General features: G+C 34.0%; 17 protein-coding genes. 11 read left to right on the top strand and 6 right to left on the bottom strand.

What is annotated here, in order from left to right:
• Positions 1 to 19 precede the first annotated feature (19 nt).
• Both purE and ACNQF9_RS12855 read right to left on the bottom strand, forming a co-directional pair.
• Entirely contained in the window at positions 20 to 502 is a 483-nt protein-coding gene (purE, locus tag ACNQF9_RS12860) for a 5-(carboxyamino)imidazole ribonucleotide mutase (protein WP_417961143.1), read from the bottom strand.
• Between the two features lie 96 nt (positions 503 to 598).
• Positions 599 to 1,750, bottom strand: coding sequence for a 5-(carboxyamino)imidazole ribonucleotide synthase (locus ACNQF9_RS12855; protein WP_417990331.1), 1,152 nt, complete (start codon positions 1,748 to 1,750; stop codon positions 599 to 601).
• A gap of 216 nt (positions 1,751 to 1,966) precedes the next feature.
• Here ACNQF9_RS12855 and hpt point away from each other — a divergent pair, with 216 nt between their 5' ends.
• From hpt to obgE, 4 genes are all read left to right on the top strand, one after another.
• Positions 1,967 to 2,497 carry a hypoxanthine phosphoribosyltransferase gene (hpt, locus tag ACNQF9_RS12850; RefSeq protein ID WP_417990330.1) on the top strand — a complete coding sequence of 177 codons (531 nt, stop codon included), beginning with the start codon at positions 1,967 to 1,969 and terminating at the stop codon, positions 2,495 to 2,497.
• Positions 2,498 to 2,509: 12 nt separating this feature from the next.
• On the top strand, positions 2,510 to 3,082 hold the full coding sequence (locus tag ACNQF9_RS12845; protein WP_417990329.1) for an adenylate kinase: 573 nt from the start codon (positions 2,510 to 2,512) through the stop codon (positions 3,080 to 3,082).
• A gap of 157 nt (positions 3,083 to 3,239) precedes the next feature.
• The gene (locus tag ACNQF9_RS12840; protein ID WP_417961135.1) at positions 3,240 to 4,511 is read left to right on the top strand and encodes a hemolysin family protein; all 1,272 of its coding nucleotides are present in this window, start codon (positions 3,240 to 3,242) and stop codon (positions 4,509 to 4,511) included.
• An 89-nt stretch (positions 4,512 to 4,600) separates the two neighbouring features.
• The gene (obgE, locus tag ACNQF9_RS12835) at positions 4,601 to 5,602 is read left to right on the top strand and encodes a GTPase ObgE (protein WP_417961133.1); all 1,002 of its coding nucleotides are present in this window, start codon (positions 4,601 to 4,603) and stop codon (positions 5,600 to 5,602) included.
• Positions 5,603 to 5,666: 64 nt separating this feature from the next.
• Here the strand turns inward: obgE and ACNQF9_RS12830 are convergent, their stop codons facing one another.
• Both ACNQF9_RS12830 and ACNQF9_RS12825 read right to left on the bottom strand, forming a co-directional pair.
• On the bottom strand, positions 5,667 to 6,659 hold the full coding sequence (locus ACNQF9_RS12830) for a glycosyltransferase family protein (protein ID WP_417961131.1): 993 nt from the start codon (positions 6,657 to 6,659) through the stop codon (positions 5,667 to 5,669).
• A gap of 85 nt (positions 6,660 to 6,744) precedes the next feature.
• Positions 6,745 to 7,560: a UDP-2,3-diacylglucosamine diphosphatase gene (locus ACNQF9_RS12825; RefSeq protein WP_417990328.1), complete on the bottom strand. Its 816-nt coding sequence runs from the start codon at positions 7,558 to 7,560 to the stop codon at positions 6,745 to 6,747.
• A gap of 144 nt (positions 7,561 to 7,704) precedes the next feature.
• On the opposite strand from ACNQF9_RS12825, the gene ACNQF9_RS12820 reads away from it, so the two are divergent.
• From ACNQF9_RS12820 to ACNQF9_RS12795, 6 genes are read left to right on the top strand one after another with little or no spacing between them, the layout of a single operon-like run.
• Positions 7,705 to 8,412, top strand: a complete 708-nt coding sequence (locus ACNQF9_RS12820; protein WP_417961127.1) for a tetratricopeptide repeat protein — start codon at positions 7,705 to 7,707, stop codon at positions 8,410 to 8,412.
• A 37-nt stretch (positions 8,413 to 8,449) separates the two neighbouring features.
• The gene (locus ACNQF9_RS12815; RefSeq protein ID WP_417961125.1) at positions 8,450 to 9,805 is read left to right on the top strand and encodes a UDP-N-acetylmuramate--L-alanine ligase; all 1,356 of its coding nucleotides are present in this window, start codon (positions 8,450 to 8,452) and stop codon (positions 9,803 to 9,805) included.
• A 7-nt stretch (positions 9,806 to 9,812) separates the two neighbouring features.
• On the top strand, positions 9,813 to 10,271 hold the full coding sequence (locus tag ACNQF9_RS12810; RefSeq protein WP_417990327.1) for a GNAT family N-acetyltransferase: 459 nt from the start codon (positions 9,813 to 9,815) through the stop codon (positions 10,269 to 10,271).
• 11 nt (positions 10,272 to 10,282) lie between these two features.
• Positions 10,283 to 10,978, top strand: coding sequence for a RadC family protein (gene radC, locus ACNQF9_RS12805; RefSeq protein WP_417990326.1), 696 nt, complete (start codon positions 10,283 to 10,285; stop codon positions 10,976 to 10,978).
• Positions 10,979 to 10,987: 9 nt separating this feature from the next.
• Positions 10,988 to 11,677, top strand: coding sequence for a YjjG family noncanonical pyrimidine nucleotidase (locus ACNQF9_RS12800; protein ID WP_417990325.1), 690 nt, complete (start codon positions 10,988 to 10,990; stop codon positions 11,675 to 11,677).
• Between the two features lie 2 nt (positions 11,678 to 11,679).
• Positions 11,680 to 12,441 (top strand): hypothetical protein, encoded by a 762-nt coding sequence (locus ACNQF9_RS12795; protein ID WP_417990324.1) that lies wholly within the window; start codon positions 11,680 to 11,682, stop codon positions 12,439 to 12,441.
• A gap of 73 nt (positions 12,442 to 12,514) precedes the next feature.
• On the opposite strand, the gene ACNQF9_RS12790 is transcribed toward ACNQF9_RS12795, so the two are convergent.
• Positions 12,515 to 13,792 carry a replication-associated recombination protein A gene (locus ACNQF9_RS12790; RefSeq protein ID WP_417961116.1) on the bottom strand — a complete coding sequence of 426 codons (1,278 nt, stop codon included), beginning with the start codon at positions 13,790 to 13,792 and terminating at the stop codon, positions 12,515 to 12,517.
• Between the two features lie 253 nt (positions 13,793 to 14,045).
• Between ACNQF9_RS12790 and ACNQF9_RS12785 the strand changes: the two genes are divergently transcribed.
• Positions 14,046 to 14,744, top strand: coding sequence for a rhomboid family intramembrane serine protease (locus ACNQF9_RS12785; RefSeq protein ID WP_417961114.1), 699 nt, complete (start codon positions 14,046 to 14,048; stop codon positions 14,742 to 14,744).
• A gap of 104 nt (positions 14,745 to 14,848) precedes the next feature.
• On the opposite strand, the gene rlmB is transcribed toward ACNQF9_RS12785, so the two are convergent.
• The gene (gene rlmB, locus ACNQF9_RS12780) at positions 14,849 to 15,583 is read right to left on the bottom strand and encodes a 23S rRNA (guanosine(2251)-2'-O)-methyltransferase RlmB (protein ID WP_417961112.1); all 735 of its coding nucleotides are present in this window, start codon (positions 15,581 to 15,583) and stop codon (positions 14,849 to 14,851) included.
• Positions 15,584 to 15,631: the final 48 nt, after the last annotated feature.

Raw genomic sequence — 15,631 nt, 5'->3', positions numbered from 1 at the left:
CTCCATCATGGAGCTTTTTTTATTTTTGTAGACTTTCTGAGGCGATGTTTACCGCTTCTTTTAATCCTGTTTTGTAATGTATCATTTTGTCCATCACACTTTTGTTGTGGCTTCCGAGAATTTGAACTGCCAGAATTCCTGCGTTTTTAGCGCCGTTTAATGCAACAGTTGCTACGGGTACACCTCCAGGCATTTGTAAAATGGATAAGACGCTATCCCATCCATCAATTGAATTGCTTGATTTTATAGGAACGCCAATTACTGGAAGTGGAGACATTGATGCGACCATTCCAGGCAAATGCGCCGCACCTCCTGCTCCGGCGATAACTACCGATATGCCTCGAGTGTGTGCGTTTTTGCTGAAATCAAATAGTTTTTCGGGAGTTCTATGTGCTGAAACAATGTCGACTTCAATTTCTATATCAAATGCTTTTAAAATATCAATTGCTTCTTGCATGATTGGCATATCTGAAATGCTTCCCATTATTACGGCTACTTTCATTTTTTGTTTTTATTTAAAGATTTGAGTATTTAAAGATTTTTTGAGAAATTCAATTTAGTTTGTGTCCTGAATTTTTCAATCTTTTAATTTTTTCAATTAACTTATTACTCTGATTGTATTCTTGACATCTTCGGCAATTCTTCGGGCTTCATTAATATCTTTGTTTACGATAGTGACATGTCCCATTTTTCTAAATGGACGTGTTTGTTTTTTTCCGTAAATGTGCGGGGTAACACCATTCCATCCTAATATTTTCTCAATATTTTCATAAACCACCTCACCTGAAAATCCTTCGGCTCCCACTAAATTTACCATAATTCCGGCTACTTTACTGTCAGTATTTCCTAATGGCAAATCAAGGATGGCGCGCAAATGGTTTTCGAATTGTGAAGTATAACTGGCTTCAATTGAATAGTGTCCTGAATTATGTGGGCGGGGAGCTACTTCGTTCACAAGGATTTCATCGTCTTCAGTTTGAAACATTTCTACCGCTAGCAATCCCACATGGTTGAATTTTTCTGAAACATTCAATGCGATTGCTCTTGCTTTTTCGGCTACTTTATCATCAATTCGAGCCGGACAAATCACATATTCTACTTGGTTTGCTTCTGGATGGAATTCCATTTCTACTACAGGATAGGTTTTTATTTTGCCTGACGGATTGCGGCAAACGATAACAGCCAATTCGTTTTTGAACGGAACCATTTCTTCAGCAATACATTCAACATTGGCTAAATTGTCTAAATCTGAAATTTGTCGTATGACTTTTACGCCGTTTCCATCATAACCAAATTCCGTACATTTCCATACAAATGGCAATTTTAATTTAGAATCCAGAATGTCAACAATTAGGCTTTTTAGGTTGTTGAATCGTTTGTAATTGGCTGTTGGAATGGCATGTTGCGTGTAAAAATCTTTCTGAATTCCTTTGTTTTGAATCAATTTCAATGTTTTTGGCGAAGGATATACTTTTAATCCTTCTTTTTCGAGTTGCAACAAAGCTTCCAGATTTACCAACTCAATTTCGAAAGTCAAAACGTCTACTTTTTTGCCAAAGTTATAAACCGTTTCAAAGTCCATCAAATCGCCTTTGATGAATTGGTCACAGGCAATTTTGCAAGGTGCTTCGTCACTTGGATCCAGAACATAGGTTTGTATGTCAAATTTTCGGGTATCAAACAACAGCATTTTGCCCAGTTGTCCGCCGCCGAGAATTCCTAATTTGAAATCAGAAGAAAAATAATTCATTATCTAGTTGTATGTTTAAGCAAAGATACTTTATAATGATTGAATCCGAAAATGGTATTTTATTTTCTTCGGAATTTCTATTGTATCATTTGTCGCATTCCCTACATTTTAAATTCTTTTTTTGTGAATTTTACTAATAAATACAAATTAATGCCCATTTATCAATTCTCAAACCCGAATTCAGTATCTTTGCACATTATTTTAAATACGAAAATAATGATACAACTTCACGATAAACAATTTGTTCCGTTTATTTCTGCTAAGGAAATAGAATTTGCCTTAACCAAAATGGTTGCCCAAATAGGGGATGATTTTGCTGATGAAACGCCAATATTTATAGGTGTTTTGAATGGCGCATTTATGGTTGTTTCAGATTTTATGAAACTGTATAAAAAACCATGTGAAGTATCTTTCATAAAAATGGCTTCTTATGAAGGAATTTCTTCAACAAACCAAGTGAAACAATTGATAGGATTGAACCAAGATTTGACAGGACGATCAGTTATTATAATAGAGGATATTGTAGATACAGGAAATACTTTGGTAGCATTGAAAGAATTATTCAAACAACAAAACGTAAAACATTTTAAGATAGCCACTCTGTTTTTTAAACCGGAAGCATACACTAAAGACATCAAAATAGATTATATTGGGATTCGAATTCCAAATAAATTCATTGTGGGTTATGGCTTGGACTACAATGGTTTAGGTAGGAATTTACCGGAAGTATATAAATTAAAAGAATAATTACACAACAACATGACTAACATTGTTTTATTTGGAAAACCAGGAGCTGGTAAAGGGACTCAAGCAGAGTTTTTGAAAGAAAAATACAAATTAACACATATATCCACTGGTGATGTATTTCGTTTTAATTTAAAAAACGATACTGAACTTGGTAAGCAAGCAAGAGTATACATGGATGCGGGTGATTTAGTACCGGATGAATTGACTACAAAAATGCTTATTGATGAGGTGAACAAACATCCTGAGACGAATGGAGTTTTATTTGACGGCTATCCAAGAACAATATCGCAAGCTGAAGATTTAGATCGATTTCTAACTTCAATTGGGTCTAAAGTTGCCGCGACAATTGCCCTTGAAGCCGATGATGAAGTTTTAGTTCAACGGTTGTTAGAAAGAGGGAAAACAAGCGGTAGAATAGACGATCAAGATGAAGAGAAAATTAGAAATCGCTATCAGGAATACAACGAAAAAACAGCACCATTAATGGAGTATTATCAAACTCAAGGTAAATTCTATACTGTTAATGGAATAGGTTCCATTGCAGAGATTACCAAAAGAGTTAGTGAAGTGATTGATAATTTATAACAATAAATTCCAGTAGTTCTTACGAGTCCTGGATGGTAAGTGGTTTTTTCAATAAAATTTTACTGCTTTCGGAACTACAGAATAGAAACTACAAACTACCGATTTCAAAAAAAAATTAGAAATCACATTTTAATACATAAACGAATCAACTAAGAAATTGGAAATACTAATAATATTTTTTCTAATACTATTAAATGGGGTTTTCTCGATGTCAGAAATCGCATTGATTTCTGCACGAAAAAACAGATTAGAGACTGCAGCAAAAAAAGGAAATAAAAGTGCAAAAATTGCTTTAGACCTGGCGAATTCGCCAAATAAATTTTTGTCAACTGTACAAATCGGGATTACCTTAATAGGTATTCTTACGGGGATCTATAGTGGGGATAAAATAACCAAAGATGTTGAGGTATTTATAAAAGGATTCGAAGTACTAACTCCTTATGCACATCCTGTGGCAGTAGGATTAGTTGTGGTTGTGCTTACTTTTTTCTCTCTAGTGTTAGGGGAATTATTGCCAAAAAGACTAGGATTGAATCATCCAGAAGCAATAGCAAAAGCTGTAGCTTTACCGATGAAAGTAGTTTCAATCATAACCGCACCATTCATTTGGTTGCTAACACATTCAACTGATTTTTTACTGAATATTTTACAAATTAAGCCAACGGCAGACGGAAAAGTAACCGAAGAGGAAATAAAGGCGATTATTAAAGAAGGTACTGAAGGTGGTGAAGTTCAGGAAATAGAGCAAGATATTGTGGAACGTGTTTTTCACATTGGAGATAGAAAGATAAATTCATTGATGACACATAGGAAATCAGTGGTCTTTTTACCTTTTCATTCGGATAAAGAGCAGGTCAAAGATTTTATGCTCAAAGAGTTGCATTCTATTTATCCGGTTTATGGGGAAAATTATGACGATATTGTAGGAGTTGTTAATTTAAAAAATATTTTTGCTCATTTTGAGAATGAAAATTTTAATTTGGCTGATATAATGACCGAAGCTCCTTTTATGATGGAGCAAACCACGGCTTATATTGCTTTGGAAAATTTCAAAAAAACAGGTATACATTATGCATTTGTATCAGATGAATATGGTGTTTTCCAAGGAATAATTACATTGAATGATATTTTGGAAGCCTTGGTAGGAGATGCGTCTGATTTTTACAAGGATGATTTTCAACTGATAGAAAGAGAGGATGGTACGTGGTTAGTTGACGGGCATTATTCGTTACACGATTTCTTGACTTATTTTGAATTGGATGAATTAATCAATGATTATGAAGTCACTACGGTAAGTGGATTAATAATGACCGAGCTTTCTCATATTCCAAAACAAGGCGAGAAATTAATTTGGCAAAAATTTGAGTTAGAAGTCATAGATATGGATGGCGTGAAGATTGATAAAGTGATGGTGAAAGCACTTAAATAATAATACAAGCTTTTGGAGATAGGATTTGGGATTTAAGTACATGGGTGCTGATGCTAAATACTGCGACTGAATGCTGAATACTAAAAAAAATGACAGAAGGGAATTTTGTAGATTACGTTAAAATATATGTTTCTTCCGGCAAAGGAGGAAAAGGATCTACGCACTTGCATAGAGAAAAATTTATTGAAAAAGGTGGTCCTGATGGTGGTGATGGTGGTCGTGGTGGTCATGTTTTTTTGGTTGGTAACAAAGGTCTTTGGACATTGTTTCATCTTAAATTTGCACGTCATATCAAAGCTGGTAATGGTGGTGATGGGAGCGGAGATAGAAGTACGGGTGCTGATGGAGACGATAAATTTATCGAAGTTCCATTAGGAACGGTAGTAAAAGATAAAGAAACAGGAGAAATACTATTTGAAATTACCGAAGACGGTGAAAAACAAATTCTTTCTCGTGGAGGTAAAGGAGGGTTAGGAAACTGGCATTTTAGAAGTTCAACGAATCAGACACCAAGATATTCACAGCCTGGTTTACCAGGAGCAGAAATGGATGTGATTTTAGAACTTAAAGTATTGGCTGATGTCGGTTTAGTGGGTTTTCCTAACGCAGGTAAGTCAACATTGTTGTCAGTACTTACTTCAGCTAAACCCAAAATTGCAGATTATCCGTTTACTACCTTAAAGCCAAATCTTGGAATCGTTGCCTACAGAGATTTTCAATCTTTTGTAATCGCTGATATTCCCGGAATTATTGAAGGTGCTGCCGAAGGGAAAGGTTTAGGACATTATTTCTTGCGTCATATTGAACGTAATTCAACTTTATTATTTCTAGTTCCCGTGGATACGACAGATATTAAAGCCGAGTATGATATTTTAGTTAACGAATTGACAAAATACAATCCAGAGATGTTGGATAAAGAGCGTTTGTTAGTAATTTCAAAATGCGATATGCTCGATGATGAATTGAGAGCGGAACTTAAAGTAGAATTAGATGTCGCTTTCAAAGATATTCCGTACATGTTTATTTCTTCTGTTGCTCAACAAGGTTTAACAGAATTAAAAGACAAGTTGTGGAAAATGTTGAACGACTAATTTTCTTAAATTTCATAAAAAAAGGTGTTCTAAAAGAACACTTTTTTTGTTGCTATAATTTGAATTAATTGCTATTATAGGTGTCAAATAAGAACTGTAATGTTTCAGGGACTGTATTAGCTTTTATGTTGGGAATAGGAGTATCCGTATTAAGCCAGTTTTCTATAATCAACTCAAAATTATCACCTACTTCGTAAACTACTGGAACCCCCATTTTTTTTAGTGCTGCGGCATTACACTCTTGCTCGTAATGATTTCGTATAGGGATGCTAAGTATTTTTTTTCTAAGATACAATGCTTCTGCGGGTGTTTCAAATCCACCACCAGTTATGATGCCATGACAGTTGATTAAGCTTTGATTGAACTGTTTTTGATTCACAGGATAATAGGTGATGTTGCCAATGGTATGTTTGAGTTTCACATCATTCAAAAACCAGTGAAAATTAATCTCGGTGCGTTTATTAAAAGCCTTTTCTAAACAGTCTTTTTGGAAAGAAGGCAGATAAACAGTTATGTGTTTTAGATCTTTTGGTTCGGCTTCTATAATTTCATCTTTAATAATTGGAGGGAGAATGAAAGAATCATATTTCTCAAAATGCAATCCAATATACTGGGGAGAAGGGGCATAATGTTTTAAAATTATTTCTCCCATAAGGCTTTTTTTTTCTGGTCTGGGGGTTGAGTCTGAAGCAAAACTGGCTTGATGTCCAAGTTGTACGGAATGTACTTTCTGTAATTTACACGCAAGAGAAGTAATGGAATCAAAATCATTAATTACTACATCATAATTTTTTAAAGGCAGGGATTTCGCATCTTTAAACATCTGTAGTGGTCTAATATTTCTAGCAATATCTAAATAATTTAACCCACCACATTTACTATAGTGCAAGCTACACCCGTCGCTTTTGTATTTTATTGGTAAATCAATTTTTAGACTAGCATTATTTCCACTCATGAAAAAATCTACAGTGCCAAATTTTTGTAAATATGGGTAAAGTTGCATAGCCCTACTGATATGACCGTTGCCAGTTGCTTGAATTGCATAAAATATTTTCATGTGCTTTATTTAAATTGGATTAAATAGTAGTTTTTTTAAATTGATCTTTAAAATGAAATAGATTTTTATAAAGTAGCTGAATTAATTAGGACAGAATTTTGGTTACAATGTCATTCATAATTAATTCTTCTTTGTTATCATGGTGTATATAGTCCGTTTTATTGTATTGATAAATACTCCATTTTTCTTTTTTGTATTCCAATGCGGTAAGGTTTTCGACCCAGTCACCACTGTTTAAATACATAACTTTTCCATATTCGTTTTCTACTTCCCTCATTTGTGGTTTGTGTATGTGTCCGCAAACTACATAACTGTATTTTTTTTGGATGGCAATTTCGGCGGCTGTAGTTTCAAAATTTGACACAAAAGAAACGGCTTTCTTTACACTGTCCTTAATCATTTTAGAATAGCTTCTTTTTTCTTTTCCTAAAAGGACTAAAACCCAATTGATAAAACTATTTATCAAAATCAATAAATCATAGCCTTTTCCGCCAAGTTTGGCCAATATTTTTGCATAGCCTTTTGTAGAAGAATCGAAAACATCTCCGTGAAAAATCCAGGTTTTTTTTCCGTCTAAGTCCAGAATTAATTTATCTGCCAATTCAAAATTCCCTAAAATAAAATCGGAATATTTTCTTAAAGCTTCATCATGATTTCCAGTAATATAAATAACCCGGGTTCCTTGATTGGACATTTTTATGATTTGTCGCAATACATTCATGTGTGAAGCGGGAAAATATCTTTTGCTAAAACTCCACATATCAATGATGTCTCCATTTAAAACCAGCATTTTTGGCTGAATCGATTTCAAATATTGCAGTAATTCGTTGGCTTGACAGCCATATGTTCCTAAGTGTACATCGCTTAATACGACTAAAGGAATTTTTCTCTTTCTTTTCATAATTTGTTTTGACGAAATTAATTACTCTGTGTTATGGTAATGTTTCTTATGTATTATTATTACACGTTACACATATTGATTTGTTAACTTTTTTTAAGATTAAAAAAGCTGTTTAATACTTTAAATTTTCCTTATTTTTGAAGAATGAAACATTTTATACTAGTCTTTTTATTATTCCCTATTATGATTTGGTCCCAATCCAATTTTGAAAAAGCGGAAAAACTCTTCAAAGAGGAAAAGTATGAGCAGGCGCAAACCATATTTGAATCGGTTCTAAAAACGAATCCATCGGATCTGAAAACGATAGAGTATTTAGGAGATATTGCAGGCTTTTATAATTCTTGGGATAAAGCAATTGTTTATTATAAAAAGTTAAAAATAGTGAAGCCATCTGAAGCCAATTATTATTATAAATATGGAGGTGCGATGGGAATGAGAGCTAAAGAGAGCAGTAAATTTAAGGCGCTTGGGATGATTGCTGAAGTCAAAGCATCTTTTGAAAAGGCTATAAGTCTTAATCCAAAACATATAGACGCGCGCTGGGCTTTAATAGAATTGTATATTCAATTACCAGGTATTATTGGTGGGAGTGAAACTAAGGCGGTGAAATATTCTAATGAATTATTGCGATTATCTCCTGTTGATGGTTATTTGTCCAGAGGACATATTGAGGAATATTTCAAACGATATAAAGGTGCGGAACAGCAGTATAAAAAAGCAATCCTTGCCGGAGGTTCGAAAATAAGTTACCAAAAGCTGGCTAGCTTGTATAAGAATAAAATGAATGAAACTGAAAAGGCAAAATCTCTTTTAGAATCCTATAATAACAAAAAAGTTCAAAGTAATTTTTAATTCACTTGGACTATAAAACCTTAAATTAAAACAATTAATGCGTACACATTTTATAGCTATCGGAGGAAGCGCCATGCACAATCTGGCTTTAGCATTACACAACAAAGGATATCAAGTTACGGGAAGTGACGACGCCATTTTTGAACCATCAAAATCAAGATTAGCTAAAAAAGGAATCTTGCCTTTAGAGTTGGGTTGGTTTGCTGAAAATATTACACAAGATATCGGAGCTGTTATTCTAGGAATGCATGCTAAAGCCGATAATCCAGAATTGCTGAAAGCACAACAACTAGGATTAAAAATATATTCTTATCCAGAATTTTTATACGAGCAATCCAAAAATAAAACTCGTGTCGTAATTGGTGGTTCTCATGGGAAAACAACCATAACCTCAATGATTTTGCATGTGATGCATTACCATGGTATAGCCGTAGATTACATGGTAGGAGCCCAACTGGAAGGATTTGATACGATGGTACATCTTACCGAGGAAAATGATTTTATCGTTCTAGAAGGGGATGAATATTTGTCTTCGCCGATAGACAGAAGGCCAAAGTTCCATTTGTATCAACCTAATATTGCTTTGATTTCTGGAATTGCTTGGGATCATATTAATGTTTTCCCTACCTATGAAAATTACGTAGAACAATTTGAAATTTTTATTGGTAAAATTACTAATGGAGGAATTCTCGTTTACAATGAAGATGATGCTGAAGTAAAACGTGTTTCCGAATCGGCTACGAATCCAATACGTAAATTAGCGTATCATACCCCAAAGTATTCTGTAAGTGATGGAATCACACTCCTTGAAACACCAGAGGGCGATATGCCAATTGAAGTTTTTGGGGCACATAATCTTAATAATTTAGCTGGAGCCAAATGGATTTGCCAGAATATGGGCGTTGATGAAGCTGACTTTTACGAAGCGATTGCTAGTTTTAAAGGCGCATCAAAACGATTGGAAAAAATTGCGGAGAGTAAAACAAAAGTTGCCTACAAAGATTTTGCACATTCCCCAAGTAAAGTAGCAGCAACTACCAAAGCGGTTAAAGAACAATATCCAAACCGTACCTTAGTTGCTTGTTTAGAACTCCATACCTATAGTAGTTTGAATGCGGAATTCTTGAAAGAATATGAAGGCGCATTGGAGTTTGCTGATACCGCAGTGGTTTTTTATTCACCGGATGCAGTAAAAATTAAGCAATTGGAAGAAGTTTCGTATGAACAAATTGCAACGGCTTTCAATAGAAAAGATTTAATAATTTATACTAATCCCAAAGATTTCAAAGATTATTTATTTCATTTAAATTTAGAGAATTCAGCTTTATTGTTGATGAGTTCCGGGAATTATGGCGGGCTGAATTTTGATGAGGTTAAGGTATTGATACAATAATGAATTTATGAAGGACACCCTAAAAATTTTTAAAACCACCAGTGAAAATCCAGATTTTGTCAATTTGATAGCTAAATTAGACAAGAGCTTATGGGACCGATATCCAGAATTAAAAGTGGATTATTGGGGTAATAATATTTTGGAATTAAATCCAAATGTTATTGTTGTTTATGTCAAGGACAAGCCTGTAGCCTGCGGTTGTTTTAAGAAGTACGATAAAAGTTCAATTGAAATAAAACGGATGTTTGTTTCTCCAGAAGTGCGAGGAAAAGGTTTGGCTCAAGCTATTTTGAAAGAGTTAGAACTTTGGGCACAAGATTTTGGGTATTCGTTTTCTGTTTTGGAAACGTTATACAAACAAGAAGAAGCTATTGCGCTGTATCTAAAGGTCGGGTATGCTATAGTTGATAATTACGAACCCTATGTAGGTTTAAAAAACAGTATTTGTATGCGTAAACAATTTTAAACACTAAATGAATGGCCGAAAATCCCTTTTTTCCTATTACGAATTGGTCCGAAGAGGATAAGCCACGGGAGAAACTCATGCTAAAAGGCAAAAGTGTTTTGAGTGATGCGGAACTTATTGCCATCTTGATAGGTTCAGGAAGTAGGAACGAATCGGCGGTGGATTTAAGTAAACGCATTTTAGCAAGTGTCGATAATAACTTGAATGCACTGGGTAAATTATCCCTTTCACAATTGATGAGTTTTAAAGGAATAGGGGAAGCAAAGGCAATTTCTATCCTAGCAGCTATGGAATTAGGTAGGCGAAGGCGTTCGGAAGGAGTAGTAGAATTAAAGAAAATTACTTCTAGTAAAATAATTTTTGATATTATGCAGCCTATTATTGGGGAACTGCCACATGAGGAATTTTGGATTATCTATTTAAATAATTCCAATAAAGTGATTTCAAAATCACAATTAAGTAAAGGTGGAATTACGGGAACATTAGTTGATGTTAGGATAGTTTTCAAAACGGCACTCGAAATGGGGGCCACAGCATTGGTATTGTGTCACAATCATCCTTCAGGAAGTTTAATTCCCAGTGATGCAGACAAGCATATTACAAGAAAGTTGAAGTTAGCAGGCGATAGTTTAGAAATAAAAGTATTGGATCATCTTATTATTACTGAAAACAGTTATTTCAGCTTTGCGGATGAAGGAATATTTTAAAATAAAAAAATGAAACACACACACATAAAAGACGTTTTTTTCGATTTAGATCATACGCTTTGGGACTTTGATAAAAATTCAGAGTTGACATTTGAAACGATTTTCAATAGTAAGCATCCAACCATTGAGACCAAAGAATTTATTGATAAATATGTGCCTATAAATCAAGCGTGTTGGAAATTATACCAATACGATAAGATAACGCATGAAGAGTTGCGCTACAACCGATTGAAGTACTCTTTTGATGCAATGGATTATTCTATTTCTGATGAGGATATAGAAACGATTGCCACAGATTATATTCGTTTTTTACCGGATAATAATCATCTTTTTGATGGGACAATTGAAGTATTAGAGTATTTGAAACCGAAATATAACTTGCACATTATTACAAATGGTTTTGCAGAGGTTCAATTTAGAAAATTGAATAATTCAAAAATCGGAACTTATTTTCAGACTATAACTAATTCTGAAATGGCAGGAGTAAAAAAACCAAACCCTATTATATTTGATTACGCTTTAGATTTGGCTAATGCCCAAAAAGCCAATAGTATCATGATAGGAGATAGTTTAGACGCGGATGTTCAAGGCGCACTTGATGCGGGATTGGATGCTATTTATTTTAATGAGAGTAAAATGCTGGTTGAAGATCACATCAAACAAATTAATCATTTATTAGAACTTAAAAAATATTTGTAAATATGAAAAAGTTATTTATTACCCTATTAGTATTCGTTATTAATTATTCTTATGCTCAATCAGTGAATGAGTATAAAGCTTTAATTGTTCCTTTAAAGTATGATTTTCTAAAAGGGGAGAATCAATATCGTTTGAATACATTAACCAAGTTTAATTTGAATAAAGCCGGTTTTAATTCGTTTTATAATAATGAGATAATTCCAACTGAATTTAATGATAGATGTAGTTTGTTATATGTGGATGTGGTAAAGGAAAAGTCTTTTTTAACAACAAAACTGTATATTACTTTCAAGGATTGTAATGGTAAAATGATTTTTCAATCAGGAACTGGTATGAGCAAAGAAAAAGAATACCAAGCTGCTTATACTGAGGCATTAAATAAAGCGTTTCAATCAGTCAATGATTTACAATATACATATACTGGAACTGCAGTTACAAAAATTCAGCCAAAGGCGTTGCAAGAAGCAAGTACAACCGTAACGGCTTCACTTGCTGAGATTGAAAAAACGTTACGAACGGGGACTAATGTAATAAATAAGACAGATGTTAACGTGCTTTATGCGCAACCTACTACTACCGGCTATCAATTAATAGACAGTACGCCAAAAGTTATTATGAAAGTATTTAACACTTCTAATAAAGAATGTTACATCGCATACAAAGGAAATATTCAGGGAGTTTTAGTCAGTAAAAATAGCCAGTGGTATTTTGAATATTTTCAAAACGATAAATTATGGTCTGAAAGTGTCACCATAAAGTTTTAGAGTTGAAACGTTAAATAATTAAAATTTATAGAAAGAAATTGTATTGATTTCCCCCATGATTTCTTTTGAATTATTAATATCCATATTTATTTTTCCAGCGATTTTTAAGAAATTCTCGTATTGTATTTTCTCTGGAATTAGTGCCGGGAGTATATATTGGTTTATTAGTTAATCCTTCAGGCAGGAATTCCTGCTCTGCAAAATTATTGTTATAATCATGTGCGTATTTGTATTCTTCGCCATATCCTAATTCCTTCATTAATTTAGTTGGCGCATTTCGAAGGTGAATAGGGACAGGTAAATCTCCAGTTTGTTTTACGAGTTGTTGTGCGGTTCCAATGGCTAAATAAGAGGTATTGCTTTTAGGAGATGTCGCTAAGTATATGGCACATTGACTCAATATAATTCTACTTTCAGGATAACCAATAATTGCAACGGCCTGAAATGTATTGTTGGCCATAATAAAAGCAGTAGGATTTGCATTTCCAATATCTTCACTGCTAAGAATAAGCATTCTTCGGGCAATAAATTTTACATCTTCGCCACCTTCAATCATTCTGGCAAGCCAATATATAGCGCCGTTAGGGTCACTACCGCGAATCGATTTTATAAAAGCAGATACAATGTCATAATGTTGTTCGCCTGTTTTGTCATATAAAACTGTGTTTTGTTGTACTAAAGCAAAAACTAGATCGTTAGTGATTACAATTTCGTCTTCATCAGATGCATTTACCACAAGTTCGAAAATATTTAATAGCTTACGTCCATCTCCACCGGAAAGTCGTAATAAGGCTTCTGTTTCGTTCAGTTTAATGTTTTTTCTCAACAAATAGGGGTCTGTTTTCATAGCTCGGTCAAGCAATAATTCTAAGTCTTTTTTGGTAAAAGCATTTAAAACATAAACTTGACAACGGGAAAGTAAAGCAGGAATAACTTCAAAACTTGGGTTTTCTGTAGTGGCACCGATAAGTGTAATCCACCCTTTTTCAACGGCTGCTAGCAGTGAATCTTGTTGTGATTTGCTGAAACGATGAATCTCATCGATGAATAAAATAGGATTTTTAGCGGTAAATAAACCACCGCTTTGCTTGGCTTTTTCAATCACATCACGAATATCTTTAACCCCGGAATTGATAGCACTTAAAATATAAAACGGTCGCTTTGATTCCTGTGCGATAATTTGTGCCAAAGTTGTTTTCCCCGTTCCTGGTGGCCCCCAAAAAATTAAAGACGGAATGATTCCTTTTGCAATTTGTTGTGTCAAAGAGCCATTTGGTCCTACCAAGTGAGATTGACTGATGTAGTCTTCTAATTTTTGTGGTCGTATGCGTTCTGCAAGTGGTGCTTCCATGGCGTAAAATTACTATTTTTCAAACTGAACTTGTTTTAGTTTCTAATTTTTTTTGCAGCTATTTCCAGCTGTTCACTATATCTTTTTATCTCGTTAAAAAAAAACGAGATAAAAAGGATGTCGTTTCCATCTGGGCTAGGCATACTAATTTAAAAATATTTTTTTAATTTTAGTATGACAAAAATAGCTTTAGATTACTTTTGGAGAAGTTTCTAATTTTAATTAAGCTAGAACACGAAATCTAACACTTATAATGGATAATCATTTCAAATTTACTAATTCAGTTATCGGACTTCCGCTGTTTTTTGTGGTGTTGCTGTGGTTTGTTTTTTGGCTGGAAATCCGATTCGATTTTGACTTTGTGCAAAATGGTATTTATCCAAGAACTTTTTCAGGTTTACAAGGTGTTTTTCTAAGCCCATTTATTCATGCTGATATGGAGCATCTGTATAATAATTCAATTCCGTTATTAATTTTATTGGCTGCAGTACAATTTTTTTATGCAAATCTGTCTGTTAGGATCATTGTTTTTGGAATTTTATTTTCAGGAATGATAACTTGGGTTGTTGGTAGGGAAAATTTCCATATTGGTGCTAGCGGTTTGGTTTATGTTTTGGTGAGTTTTATTTTTTTTAAAGGCATTCAAACAAAATATTATCGCTTGGTTGCTTTATCGCTATCAGTGATTGTAATTTATGGTGGTTTAATTTGGTATGCTTTTCCGGAAGTAGATGATAAAGTTTCTTGGGAAGGTCACTTAGCTGGATTGATTACGGGTTTTTGTCTTTCTTTAATTTATAAAACACCAGAGTACAAAAAGATAATCAAATACGATTGGGAAAAAGCAGAATACAATCCATGCGAAGATAAATTCATGCAGCGATTTGATGCCAATGGAAACTTTGTTAATTTACCAAAAGTTGAAGATGTTGACGAACAGCAGGGATTGTAAACATAATATATTTCAATTTTAGATAAATTACCAAGTTGATGCAAAAAAAATGAACCATAACCGAAGTCATAATTCATTTTATAAGAAGTTAATGTAATAAAATTCTAAGCTCGCTGTCTGACCGCTTCATATAAAAAAGCGCCACAAGCCACTGATACATTTAAGGAGCCAATGGTTCCAAACATAGGAAGTTTTGCTTTTTCATCCACAATTTTAAGAACGGAAGGATTTACACCGCGATCTTCAGATCCCATAATTATCGCTACAGGTTCATTTAATGAAATGTCATATATAGTTTGATCTGTTTTTTCCGTTGCAGCTACAGTTTTTATACCACTAGCTTGTAAAAGAAAAATAGCATCTTTGATGTGTTCTACTTTGCAAATAGGAATGTTGAATACGGCGCCTGCGGATGTTTTTACAGTATCGCCATTGACAGGAGCTGATCCTGCTTTTTGAACAATGATTCCATTTACTCCAGTACATTCGGCTGTTCGAATTATTGCACCAAAATTACGGGCATCCGATATTTGATCCAAAATTAAAAACAATGGTTTCTTTCCATTCTCTATTACGGATTCAATCAAAGATTCTAAATCAAAAAAGGAAATTGGCGAGATAGTCGCCACCGCACCTTGGTGATTATTTGGGGTTAATCTATTTAGTTTTTCAACAGGAACATACGAAAAGTTAATATTGCCACGCTTCATTACTTTCATCAAGTCTTTCATTAGCTCGCTGCTCGCTTCCTTTTGAATATAGACTTTATCCACTGTTGCGCCTGCTTGAATAGCTTCAATAATTGCTCTAATCCCGAATATTTGATGTTCTTTTTCCATGCTGCAAATATATAAAAAAAAACCACCCCAAAAAATGGGATGGTTTTT

This window comes from Flavobacterium amylolyticum (assembly GCF_048284335.1).
GTDB lineage: Bacteria > Bacteroidota > Bacteroidia > Flavobacteriales > Flavobacteriaceae > Flavobacterium.
Note: the sequence above shows the minus strand (reverse complement) of the source record. Positions and strands in the feature narration are given on the sequence as shown.

What these genes read in the sequence shown, in the direction of transcription:
- purE (WP_417961143.1), bottom strand. Translation starts at nt 502, where the DNA reads ATGAAAGTAGCCGTAATAATGGGAAGCATTTCAGATATGCCAATCATG.
- ACNQF9_RS12855 (WP_417990331.1), bottom strand. Translation starts at nt 1,750, where the DNA reads ATGAATTATTTTTCTTCTGATTTCAAATTAGGAATTCTCGGCGGCGGA.
- hpt (WP_417990330.1), top strand. Translation starts at nt 1,967, where the DNA reads ATGATACAACTTCACGATAAACAATTTGTTCCGTTTATTTCTGCTAAG.
- ACNQF9_RS12845 (WP_417990329.1), top strand. Translation starts at nt 2,510, where the DNA reads ATGACTAACATTGTTTTATTTGGAAAACCAGGAGCTGGTAAAGGGACT.
- obgE (WP_417961133.1), top strand. Translation starts at nt 4,601, where the DNA reads ATGACAGAAGGGAATTTTGTAGATTACGTTAAAATATATGTTTCTTCC.
- ACNQF9_RS12830 (WP_417961131.1), bottom strand. Translation starts at nt 6,659, where the DNA reads ATGAAAATATTTTATGCAATTCAAGCAACTGGCAACGGTCATATCAGT.
- ACNQF9_RS12825 (WP_417990328.1), bottom strand. Translation starts at nt 7,560, where the DNA reads ATGAAAAGAAAGAGAAAAATTCCTTTAGTCGTATTAAGCGATGTACAC.
- ACNQF9_RS12820 (WP_417961127.1), top strand. Translation starts at nt 7,705, where the DNA reads ATGAAACATTTTATACTAGTCTTTTTATTATTCCCTATTATGATTTGG.
- ACNQF9_RS12815 (WP_417961125.1), top strand. Translation starts at nt 8,450, where the DNA reads ATGCGTACACATTTTATAGCTATCGGAGGAAGCGCCATGCACAATCTG.
- ACNQF9_RS12810 (WP_417990327.1), top strand. Translation starts at nt 9,813, where the DNA reads ATGAAGGACACCCTAAAAATTTTTAAAACCACCAGTGAAAATCCAGAT.
- radC (WP_417990326.1), top strand. Translation starts at nt 10,283, where the DNA reads ATGGCCGAAAATCCCTTTTTTCCTATTACGAATTGGTCCGAAGAGGAT.
- ACNQF9_RS12800 (WP_417990325.1), top strand. Translation starts at nt 10,988, where the DNA reads ATGAAACACACACACATAAAAGACGTTTTTTTCGATTTAGATCATACG.
- ACNQF9_RS12795 (WP_417990324.1), top strand. Translation starts at nt 11,680, where the DNA reads ATGAAAAAGTTATTTATTACCCTATTAGTATTCGTTATTAATTATTCT.
- ACNQF9_RS12790 (WP_417961116.1), bottom strand. Translation starts at nt 13,792, where the DNA reads ATGGAAGCACCACTTGCAGAACGCATACGACCACAAAAATTAGAAGAC.
- ACNQF9_RS12785 (WP_417961114.1), top strand. Translation starts at nt 14,046, where the DNA reads ATGGATAATCATTTCAAATTTACTAATTCAGTTATCGGACTTCCGCTG.
- rlmB (WP_417961112.1), bottom strand. Translation starts at nt 15,583, where the DNA reads ATGGAAAAAGAACATCAAATATTCGGGATTAGAGCAATTATTGAAGCT.